At 46.3% G+C, this 12,006-nt stretch carries 8 protein-coding genes; all 8 read left to right on the top strand.

The features are described from left to right. The first annotated feature begins 73 nt into the window (after positions 1-73). A complete protein-coding gene (locus AC58QD_RS07255; RefSeq protein ID WP_497331546.1) occupies positions 74-1,675 on the top strand; it encodes a response regulator in 1,602 nt (533 codons plus the stop codon). 13 nt (positions 1,676-1,688) lie between these two features. After that, positions 1,689-4,487 (top strand): cache domain-containing sensor histidine kinase, encoded by a 2,799-nt coding sequence (locus AC58QD_RS07250; protein ID WP_497331544.1) that lies wholly within the window; start codon positions 1,689-1,691, stop codon positions 4,485-4,487. 106 nt (positions 4,488-4,593) lie between these two features. Further along, positions 4,594-6,060 (top strand): ABC transporter substrate-binding protein, encoded by a 1,467-nt coding sequence (locus AC58QD_RS07245; protein ID WP_497331542.1) that lies wholly within the window; start codon positions 4,594-4,596, stop codon positions 6,058-6,060. A gap of 72 nt (positions 6,061-6,132) precedes the next feature. After that, positions 6,133-7,026: a carbohydrate ABC transporter permease gene (locus tag AC58QD_RS07240; protein WP_497331540.1), complete on the top strand. Its 894-nt coding sequence runs from the start codon at positions 6,133-6,135 to the stop codon at positions 7,024-7,026. A 25-nt stretch (positions 7,027-7,051) separates the two neighbouring features. Then, positions 7,052-7,897: a carbohydrate ABC transporter permease gene (locus tag AC58QD_RS07235; protein ID WP_497331538.1), complete on the top strand. Its 846-nt coding sequence runs from the start codon at positions 7,052-7,054 to the stop codon at positions 7,895-7,897. 118 nt (positions 7,898-8,015) lie between these two features. Beyond that, a complete protein-coding gene (locus tag AC58QD_RS07230; protein WP_497331536.1) occupies positions 8,016-9,644 on the top strand; it encodes a LamG-like jellyroll fold domain-containing protein in 1,629 nt (542 codons plus the stop codon). A 275-nt stretch (positions 9,645-9,919) separates the two neighbouring features. Next, entirely contained in the window at positions 9,920-10,621 is a 702-nt protein-coding gene (locus tag AC58QD_RS07225) for a GntR family transcriptional regulator (RefSeq protein WP_497331534.1), read from the top strand. Positions 10,622-10,796: 175 nt separating this feature from the next. Beyond that, complete coding sequence (locus tag AC58QD_RS07220) at positions 10,797-12,005, top strand: M20 family metallopeptidase (protein WP_497331532.1); 1,209 nt, start codon at positions 10,797-10,799, stop codon at positions 12,003-12,005. Position 12,006 lies beyond the last annotated feature (1 nt).

Raw genomic sequence — 12,006 nt, 5'->3', positions numbered from 1 at the left:
ATTGTTTCTTTAATGGGCGCTGCTCTCGTACGAAACCTGTCGTAGCAAGTCATAAAACGCAAGGGGTGGTCACATGTACAAAGTAATTATAGCCGATGACGAGGAATGGATCCGCGACGGCTTAAAGACGTTCATTGATTGGAAAATGATGGGGTTTACAGTTGTGGGAGAGGCGGAGGACGGAAAACAGGCTTTGGAGCTAGTGAACCAGTTGCAACCACATGTCGTGCTGACAGATATTCGAATGCCATTCTGCACTGGGATCGAATTTATGGAGAAAGTAAGACAGCATAACAAGACGGTTAAATTTGTTGTTTTAAGTGGTTACGATGAATTTGAATATGCGAATGCTGCAATTGATTCGGGCGCCTCTGGCTATTTGTTAAAGCCGATCAATATCGACAAAATGAAAGAAGTATTCGGAAAGCTAAAGCAGGAATTGGATTTGCTGATTACGGAGGATATGAAGAAGAAGCAGGCCTTCAAGCTGCTTCGAGAAGAATTTGTTACAGAGCTCGTGCAAGGAAGACCGGAAATCATGAAACAATTATTCCAGCGGGCAAATGGAGTTGGTATTAATCTCAGGCATAATTTATTCACGGTGCTGTTGATAGAATTTGACGAATTGAACCGCATCCGGGCAAGGTACAGCAAGGATGATATGGAGCTGTTGCAGTATGCGCTGAAAAATATCGCTGAGGAATTGTTCCAATCCACAGGTGAGGTGTCGTTCTTCGATTGTGATCATCCGGCGTGTGGGTTCCTTTACGCACATGGGTCCAGCAGCACAACTCTTATTAATGAAATTACGGATCAGCTTATTGCAACTTCAACGGAATTGTTAAAACTCAAGATAACGGTTTATATCGGCCCAACTGTTGAAAGCGCTTATCTTATTCATGAGTCGTTTGAAAGGGCATTAGACCTGACAGAACTGAAATTTTATTTCGGAAAGAATCGTCGGATTACGGAGGAGGAGTACCTCTCCTTTCAAACTGATTCACAAACTCCGTTAGTCCCTCTTCATATTGAACGGTTGATTGCGTTGGTGCAGGAATCGGATTTTTCGGAGCTAGGCGAATATGTGGATACTGCTTTCTCGGGAATCAGGACGAAAGAAGCAGCGGTTGAAACCTATGCCCAGTTTATGAAGGTGGCGGTCAAGCTGAAAGAGAAATACCAACCGTTGCTATCGAATATGGAAATGGTAAGAGAGCAGGACTATTACAATATACGTGATATGGAGACGATGGATGAACTCAAAGATTCGATCATTCAGATGTATGCCGAGATCATTCGGCGGTTGGGTGTGAATGGAGCGCAATCGCAAAACCGGATGATGGATGAATTGATTACATACCTGGAAAACCATTATGCCGAGGAGATTACGTTAGAGACAGCGGCTGAGCGTGTGTATATGCACCCGGTGTACGTCAGTAGATGGTTTAAGAAGGAAACAGGGAAAAACTTTGTCGAATACTTGACGGAGATTCGCGTTACGAAAGCGAAAGAGCTTCTTGGCGACTACAGTTTGAAAATATATGCCGTCAGCGATATGGTTGGTTACAGCGATCCCAGGTATTTTAGCAAGGTGTTCAAACAGGCCGTCGGAGTAACCCCAAAGGAGTATCGCAAGCTAGTGCTCGGTTACATGGACGATTTATTGGAGACATGAGGAGGTGTCGGGGATGCGTTCGCTGAATCTCAAGAACAAGATCATTGTATATTCAGTCGTTGTACTGCTGATCAACTGGCTTATTATCGGTTTAGTTTCTTACAGGATTGCTTCGGCAACGATCTATAACAGTATCGTGGAAACGAATGGGAGTATCGCCGAGCAGACAATAGAAAACATTGATTTTGTGTTGCATGGAATTGAACGCGAGACGATAAACGCATTCGAGGAAATCGATTTTAATCCATATCTACAGCCAACCACTAACATCGATACGATTGTGCGAAATAAGATTGAGATGTCCCGAATAATTAAGCGTTTCATTAACGTCATGGACCATGTAGAGCAAGTATATATTGTCGGGAAGCAAGGTCAGCAATACTCCAGCGTACTTGGAGGGGGGGGTGCCCGATGGGATGAAGCGATGTTTCGCAAGTTGCTTGAACAGGGCAACGGCAGTTTTGTATGGACATACACGGTGATGGATATTGATGCCGTTAGTAGAAAATTGATCGGTATCGGTCGCACGATCTATGACGATGCCGGTACATATAACGGTTTTATGCTTGTGTTGCTGAAAGAGCGAACCTTCGAAAATTTCTATCCGGATGCGAAAACCAAGACGATGATGATTGTGGATCGGAACAATCGCATTATTTCATCTAATGATGCTGCGCGGATAGGTACTCTGATCCCTGAACAACTTGCTCTGCCCGCGGGTGTTCATGAAATCAGATCTGTGCAAAATGAATCCTTCCTTGTATCCTCCGTCGAATCCGGTTATACCGGATGGAAGCTGTACATTGCAACGTCCTATCAGGATATATTTGTCCTATTACTGACGGAAGGGACCGGATGGGTAATATTAACGATTCTATGTCTCTTGGTATTTACCTCTTTGATCATATTTGCTGCCAAACGGTTAATTGCCCCGTTGCATGCGTTGAATGATACCGTCGATTCCATGAATCGAGCCGCATTCATTCCCATCAATGCATTACCACCCTATACACCCCGTTCCGGGTTTCTTGCGCGTTTTCAATTTAAAACTAAACTGGCTGTCGTCTTGATCGCTTGTATTGTGATGCCCGTAATCATCCTGATGGTTCTTTCCTATAGCTTTACACATTCGCTTGTCAAGCAGAAAGTCATTGAAGTGAGTACGATTAATGCAGAACAAACGATCAAAAGAGTTAAATCCTATACGTCCAATCTGGAGAAAACAGTCTATTATTTTTATTACCATGACCCATTCATTTCATCGTTAGGAAGCGACCAAGCTTATATCAGCATGCCGCAATCAGAACCCTATCGTACACTGGAAAGTACAGTTGAGAATGTGTTAAATCAAAAAAAAGATATTGTGTACATCGATATTTATCGTCCAGACATGCAAAGAATCTATGCATCGGAAAACAGAAGCGACCGGTTTATGTATCCGGCAACGAAACCAGAATCGATTGAGAATCATGCGTGGCTTGATACGTATCGGGATTATTACAAGGACGATCTAATCACGTTCGGAAGGAAGATCGGTGATGTAGAAACCGATCGCATGCTAGGCTATATCTTTATAACATTCAGAGAGACGGATTTGGCAAAAAATTATAGCGGGGCACAGACGGCTTGGAACAATTCGTTCATTATTAACCACGATAATCGGATCATGTCGCATGCCAACAAGAACAAGATTGGCTCTCAGCTTGAACCGCAGCTAGCGAGCTATATCGATCATACTGAAAGTGAAGGGGAAGTGGTAAGAGGAATTCGGGGCAATATTGTTGTCAGCTACGCTGAAATCGGAACTACAGGGTGGAAAATTGTCAACATTGCATCATTGATGTCCGTTGATGAGAGTATGGAGAGGATACTACTCTACGGCTTGTTTGTATTGCTGGGTAGCGTGTTGTCCATAGGGATTTTTGTCATCCGATATACGGGACAAATCAGCAGGCCTATGAAGCAATTAACTAATCAAGTAGTCGGTTTGGCATACGAATATGTCGATGAATATGAGCAGGCGATGAGTGATGGAGATGAGATTGAGCAGTTGCGAAGTAATGTTTATTTAATGATTTCAAAGATCAACACATTAATTAAGGAAGTTTATGAAATACAGCTCAAGAAGAACGAAGCGGAATTGAAGCAGAAGGAAGCCGAATTGATCACACTGCAGTCGCAAATTAATCCTCATTTTCTTTACAACACATTGGAAGTCATTCGCTGGAAAACGGCATTCCAGATGGGTGGCGATAATGAAGTATCCGATTTGGTGACGACATTGGCCGAATACTTCCGCCTCAGTCTGAGTCAAGGAAGAAGAACGATAACACTCGCAGAAGAACTGGAGCATGTGAATCGTTATATAAAAATTATGAGTCACCGTTATAAGGATAAAATCGATTTTATTTGTGAGGCTTCCGATGCGGCTTTGAAATGTATTGTCCCTAAAATTACGCTGCAACCCATTGTGGAGAATTCATTGTATCACGGGATCAAGCTGAAGAGCGGCAGAGGGAAAATCGGGATTAAAGCTGTGGTTGAGCGGGGAGAATTACAGATTACAGTGTGGGACGATGGGGTCGGAATGGATGAAGAACGGATGGAGCGGTTGCAAGAGCACATCTCGAAACTCGGCGTGACGGGGGCTGACTATGGTAGAGGGGGTTATGGCCTGTTAAATATTCAACAGCGGATAAAGATGTTATACGGTCAACAATACGGGTTTGAAATTGGCAGTGTCGCTAACGAAGGCACTTCAGTAATGGTAAGGATTCCTGCGGATGAAAGCGGTTCCCATGCAAACGGTTAAAATACTCCACCGTTTATTAAACGGCGCTCATTTTTGTGTCGCAAAGCTGTCGCTATAATTAAGGTGTATCAAAAATCAGAGTCACATTGGGGAGGTATTGAAGAGTATGAAAAAATGGAAAAGGGTCAAATTGGCGATCGTCTTTTCTCTTGTCTGTCTGCTCATAGTTGCCGGATGCAGCAGAAATGTAGAAACGAAGCCTACGGAAACACCGAAAACACCAGAAAAACCGGCAAAATCGGAAAGCCCCGGGAAATTAGAGCTTGATCCAAACAAAAAGGTCAAGCTGAGGTATTACACGCCTTCCGCTTATGATCAAGTCGAATTTAAAGCAGCTTACCCTGAGTGGCAGAAACTGTATCCGAACATCGAAGTGGAACTGGTATTGATTTCAGGCGGCGAGTTCAATACTAGCGTCAAGATGGCAACCATCGCCGGCGAACAGATTGATATCGTCTATACTGGAAGTACCGAATTAGAGCGAGTTAATCCGAATAGCTTATACTTGCCGCTAGACGATTTAGTCGCAAAAGACGGATGGGATTTGGCTGCCGAATATGGCGATTACATGAGTCAGTTTAAAATCGGCGGCAAGCTGTATGGTATTCCGCGTGCAGTAGCACCGAATGGCGTTTGGTACAACAAGAAGCACTTTGAAGAAGCAGGGCTGCCCGACCCGTCTTCTGGTGATTGGACATGGGAGGAATTTTTCAGAACCGCGAAAAAGCTGACCAAGTATGACGAGAAAGGGGAAATTGTTCGCTACGGAGTACAGGATTGGGGCTTCGGTACGGATGGCTTAGCGGCTACTGCCCTGCAGATCGCTTTGTACAGCGGTTGGGAAATTCTGAAGGAAGACGGCTCATTCAACACGGATTGGACGAATTTCAAGAAAGCAGTTAAACTGCTCTACGATGCAGTTTATGTGGATAGGTCGATGGCAAGTCCGGCAGAATTGATCGCGAAAAAACTGCATTGGCAGAATGATTATTATAAAGGTGTCAACTCAATGGGCATCGGCGGTCGTAATGGCGCCATATTCCAGGATCTTGCAGTTGAATATGGTCAATTGACTCCTGAAGAAGATGCGGCTGGTTACCATACGTTGGCTCCGATGCCAAGATGGGATGCAAGTTCGCCGAAAAAGCTCGCTTTCGAAACGGTTGTCGGCGACTCCATTTCCAAGTTGACGAAAAATCCGAACGAGGCCTTTACCTTCATCAAGTGGCATGCAACGAAATCGATCGAGATTGCCTCGAAGGTCGCACACCGGGTGCCGGCATCTAAACTGTTGAATAAGTCCACACTGCTGGAAAACTGGCGTTATTTCAACAATAAAGATGGCAAGCTGACACTTGGTAAAGAGCGGAATGATCTCTACAGCCGAATGCTGGACCCGAAAATTACGCCGATCTACTTCAAAAATTCTGTTAAATATACGTACGCGGCAAAGATGGAAATTGAACTGGAGAAACATTTGTCACTGTTGTTCGCTAAAGAGGCAAAGCTGGACGAAACGATTGAGAAGGCCAAAGTCGCTACTTTCAAAATTTACGAGCAAGAAAAGAAATAACAAGTATAATCGGGCCGTCAATATCGTCTTACCTTATGGGATTGACGGTCCCCGATAATCGGTGGTGGTGGAATGAGAGGCGGAACTAAGAGAAAAGTAAGAAGAGCTATTGAAGGGTATTTGTTTATTCTTCCCAATCTGGTTGGATTCCTGGTGTTTACTTTATTTTCGATAGGCTTTTCGCTGGTCGTCAGCTTTACCGACTGGGATATAACAACCGGTCTTGGAAATATGAGATTTAACGGTATCAAAAATTTTGTGAAGATGTTAGATGATCCATGGTTCATCGATTCCATGCTAAATATATTGTATTTTGCAGCATTCGTTCCCTTGCAAATTTTTCTTGCGCTGTTGATTGCCGTCGTAATTAACGAAAACGTTTTTTTTAGTAAAACCATTCGTACTGCGTTGTTCCTGCCTTACGTGACCAATGCGGTCATTATTGCGATTGTTTGGGGAATGCTACTAAACCCAGGAGACGGTATTATAAACAATGTGCTTCGTTTGATCGGGATTATGGATCCGCCAGGATGGCTTGGCAGCAGCGCATGGGTGAAGCCAGCCATTATTTTGATGAATACCTGGGCGGGGATTGGATTGAATGTCATCCTGTTTCTATCTGGACTGGTTGGTATTTCCAAGGAAATTTATGAATCAGCGGAGATTGATGGCGTCAAGCCGATCAGCAAGTTTTGGTACATTACATTTCCGCTTATATCACCTACAACCTTCTTTATCGTCATCACCTCGATGATCAGCGTGTTTCAATCCTGGGCGCACATACAGATTTTGACCGGTGGTGGTCCGGGAAGCTCAAGCACAGTTATTGGATACTACATCTATAAAGCTGCATTCGAATTCGGTCAGATGGGCTATGCTTCTGCGATGGCCTGGGTACTATTCGTTGTCGTATTTCTGTTCACCTTGCTGCAATGGCGTTTACAGAAAAAATGGGTCCACTATTGAGGCCGGGCGGGGGAGGTGGTTAACTTTGACAAAACGAAATCTATTCTGGAAAGTTGTTCGAACGGTGCTCTTGCTTACATTTTGTCTAGGTATGGTATATCCGTTTATATGGATGGCGGTGGCTTCCTTTACTGTGGAGCGAAAAATATTTGATTTCCCGTTTGCAATGATTCCAGACCCAGTGAATTGGGATGGTTACAAATCGGTGTGGATTAAGCCGGTGCTCGGGTATTCCATGTGGTTATATTACTGGAACAGTATCAAAGTGACGTTTATCGCCATGTTCGGTGCGCTGATTACATGTTCGTTCGCAGGATATGCTTACGCAAGAATGAATTTCCCAGGTCGAAATGTTATTTTTCTAATGCTATTGGCGACGATGATGATTCCTTCTCAGGTCGTCATGCTTCCCAACTTTATGATTTATAAAGAACTTGGTTTGGTAAACACACATGCCGCAATCTGGCTGGGAGCCTGTCTTGGTTCTCCGTTCGGGACGTTCCTGTTTAAGCAATATTTCTCTGCAATTCCTATAGAATTAAATGAAGCAGCGGAGATAGATGGAGCGGGACACTTTCGGATATTCATCAACATTATGCTGCCGTTAGCTAAGCCCGTCATTGCAACCATGGTTATTTTCAACTTTATTGGGTATTGGAACAACTACGAAGGCCCGCTGATCTATTTGCGTTCTCCTGAGCTATACACGCTGCCGCTGGCACTGAAAGTAATGTCGGAGGACAAATATTTTGTCCAGTATGCGGGTGTGATGGCCGGTTCTGTTAGTGCTGCATTGCCGATTCTGATCGTGTTTATTGCAGCGCAAAAATATTTCATTCAAGGCGTTACGATTGGAAGCGTGAAAGGATAGCCCTTTGAAGTGGGATACAAGAAGTGGTCGATGTATACGATTGGCGATTTGAGAGGGTTGGGGCTGGATGAAGATTCGACAGTACCCGATACATTCGGAGCATGAGGTGGGATAAGGTATGAGTCAGGAGAAGCGTCCTGGACGGATTGGATATTGGCCGCTTAGAGTAAATAGTGACGATTATAGCGAATTTGGACGGCACGGAGCTGCACAAAGCGTGAAGTTCGAGGACGGCGCCATATTTGACGGGGTCTCATCGGTGGTGAAACTGCCTGATTTTCCCGAAACCGATGGCAGTCGACCGTTCACGTTGTCGCTCGAGTTTGAAGTGAACGATGGGCGCGGCTATCTCCCCGGCGGTCTTGCGAGCCGTTACTCGGAAGAGACAATGGAAGGATGGCACCTGTCCGTGCTGAGCCAAGCAGGGGTGACATCGAGCCAGCCGAACTGGCGTAACGTGCAGTTCGGCTGGAGCACCGGAAAATCGCCGATCCAATGGAAGGACTGGGGGAGCCCGGGTAACGGCAGGTTGATCTGTTCGATGTGTGTATATGACGACAGTCTGTACGTTGGGACGTTCGATGATGCATCGGATCATCGGGGTCATGTGTACCGGCTTGGCAAGGACGGCGTTTGGGTAGACTGCGGCAATCCCGATAACAGCAACTCTGTCTGGTCGATGGCAGAATACAATGGCAAGCTGTATGTTGGGACGATGAAGTATCGAGCGTCCGGCTCGGCATTGCCCGAATCGCCGAATCAGGAATTGGGCGGCAGTATATACCGATATGATGGCGGCAAGAAATGGACGCTGTTCGGTCGGCTACCGGTCGAGAACAACGACAGCGTTGGCGCACTTACCGTCTATGACGGCAAGCTGATCGCCATGTCGTTCTACCCGCATGGCATATTCGCGTTCAGTGAGAACGGCTCCTGTGAGTCGCTTGGAGCGCCGGGTCCGGAAGGCAAGACGAGGACGATGACGCTGTCGCCGTTCCGGGGCCAACTGTTCGTCGGCTGTAATGAGCATCAAGGGGTATCTAGGAGAACGCTCAGCGATCCGTGGAGTGACAGCGGTGCTGTGGCGAATTGCGATCAGGTGTATTGCTTCTCAGTATTCCACAACGAACTCTTGACAGGCATCTGGCCGGAGGCGAGAATGCTCAAGTATGAGCATGGACAAGACTGGAGCAACTACGGTCTGATGGGTAAGGAAAAAGAAGTGATGGGGATCGCCGTGTTCAACGGCAAGCTCTACGGTGGGACGCTGCCTGGCGGACACGTGTATCGTTATGCTGGGAATGACCATCAATGGGAGCTGATCGGGGTGTTGGAGCAGCCGGATCCCCATATTCGGTACCGTCGGATATGGACGATGGCGGTCTACAATGGTCAACTATTTACCGGGACGCTGCCGGGCGGCAAAGTCTGGAGCCTGACGCACGATCCGCTTGCGACCAGCGATGAGAGTCTTTCCAACGGATGGCACCGTGCGACCGCGATTTATGATCGGGAACGGCTCTCCCTATATATCGACGGGGCGCTTGTTTCATCGGTTGAGGTTCCGCCACAGGCGAACGACGAATCTGGTCGTGCTTCCGCGTTATCGGTGAGCGGATTCCCGTTCGTGTTGGGGAAGGGGCCGCAATGCCATTACTCCGGACGCATACGAGAGGTCGAGTTGTTCGATCGGGCGCTCGATGCAAACGAGATCGATCGAAAAACTGGGGCTGGTCGTTCGAACTGACGGCGGGCGAGGGCAATGAGAAATTTCTGACCAACGAGGAATATGCGATGACGATTGAACGGATTCGCCAACATTTGATTGGAAAAAAGGTGTAAGGTATATTTCCAAACATCCGTTTTTGCCACTCGGATACAGCAATGGCTTGATCGGGTATATTCGATATTCATATCGAACTTCAGGTCAGGTTTTTCTTTTAGCATAAGAGAGAAATTTGACTTCCACCACTAATAATATATATAATTTGACAATATTATATAATTTGCCGAGGGTGGATAATGATGCTAGTTACCGATCAATCGAATGCCATAGACAAAAATAGCTTAAGTTCCGATATTGTGTCACTGATCAAGCAGAAAATCATTGCAGGTGAACTGAATCCTGGGGACAGGATCGTAGAGACCAGATTGGCCCGTGAACTGGATATCAGTCAAACTCCGATTCGGGAAGCTATTCGTCAACTTGCGGGAGAAGGGGTTGTGACGATCGTCCCGAATAAAGGCCCGTTAGTGCGAACGTTCAGTGCCAAAGATATTTTTGAATTATACTCCTATAGGGCTGTACTCGAAGGGATGGCCATCCGATTAGCGGTTCATAACGCTTCTAATACAGATATTCGGCATTTGGAGCAGTTCTACAGTGAGATGAAGGAGAAGCTGGCAGACGAGTCTATCCGCTCCTTGTCACAAGATTCCGCGTATATTCATCATTACATTTTCAAGCTGTCTAAACATTCCGTCCTGCTCGGCATGTTCGAGTACATTTCGTTTCGGATTCAATTGGTCAACCGAATTGTCGGCCGAACCTTCACCAAAGAAAGGGAAGTGGAAGAGCACTGGGAACTGATCGAGGCGTTGAAGCAAGGAGATCCGGATCAGGCTGAAGCGGTAATGAGGGAGCATATACACCGTTCCTATCGCGAGTTCGTCCATATCGGACAGTTCGACCAATCGGAGTTGGCCAAGAACGAGTGGCTCTAACTCTATCAGTCTGCAGGCATTTCATAGAAAGGCTGCTCTTTAGTAGATAATCTGCTATCGGGCAGCTTTTTTCTATTTAAATCCTTCCTAAATAAATAAATCTAAATTGACGGTTTCGAAAATATTATATATAATTTATATAAATTACATATGATCATGAGGAGTTGGTACAACAATGAAGGTACCAGGTATGAGCGATCTTGAGCAGCAACAGGATCCAAATCAACATCCGTCCGTCCGGATATTAGACGATCTGGTGCGTATCCAAAGTGTGAATCCCCATTACGGAGGGGAAGCATGCGGGGAGCATGGGGTAAGTGAATATATTGAGCGCTATTTTCAGGGTACGGACGTCAAGGTTACACGCCAGAATGTTTTGCCTGGTCGCGATAATGTGCTGATTGAACTTCGAACCGGCCATCCTGATTGCACTCTGCTATTCGAGACGCATATGGATACCGTGTCCCTCGGTTCCATGATCGATCCGACAACTCCCATCTACCGTGAGGGTCGTCTATATGCAAGAGGAGCCTGCGATGCGAAAGGGTCCTTGGCCGGAATGTTGTGGATGATCAAAGAGTGCGCCAAGCATCCAGAGCGGCTGTCTGCAGATATCGTACTTTGTGCAGCAGTTGACGAAGAATATGAATTCCGTGGTCTCAGAGCATTCATGGGCTTGAATATGCCGTTTGCCGGAGCTGTAGTCGGTGAACCGACTAATCTGGAGATCGTGATTGCCCATAAAGGCTGTGCTAGATTCGCGGTAACGACACACGGCAAGGCGGCGCATAGCTCGATGCCTAAGGAAGGCAACAGTGCCATTAAACAGATGATGCGTGTCATCCAATTTATTGAGGAGGAGTTAGAGCCGGAACTGGATCGTGCCAGCCATCCGCTATGCGGTTCGCCGACAATTGTGGTCGGTACGATTCAAGGCGGGACGCAGATCAATATTGTTCCGGAGCGCTGTGAAATCGAGATCGACCGTCGTATTATCCCAGGGGAAGATCCGAGCCAGGTGCTGGAACAGTTCGAAAGTAGACTAGGAGCCTTTTCTGAGGAGAAGCAATTATTTATTAAATATTCCATTCGTGAGCTTCTGCTGGATGGAGCGCTTAATACGCAGCCAGATGCACTTATTGTTCCATATGCCCAAACCGCAGCTAGCAAGTTAGGACTCTCCCAGGTGCCGGTAGGCGTGTCCTACAGCAGTGATGCGAGCAAGCTGTATAAAATTGGTATTCCTACGATTGTCTTCGGACCTGGGTCTATTGCTCAAGCTCACTCCAGGGAGGAATGGGTATCCGTGCAGGAAGTGGTGCAGGCAGCGCAATTCTACTATGAGTTGGCCTTGTGCTTCGGTCAGCCAGAGGAAGGAGGTTAAT

The organism is Paenibacillus sp. J2R1T-4, assembly GCF_059692235.1.
This window is presented reverse-complemented; position numbering and strand designations above follow the sequence as displayed.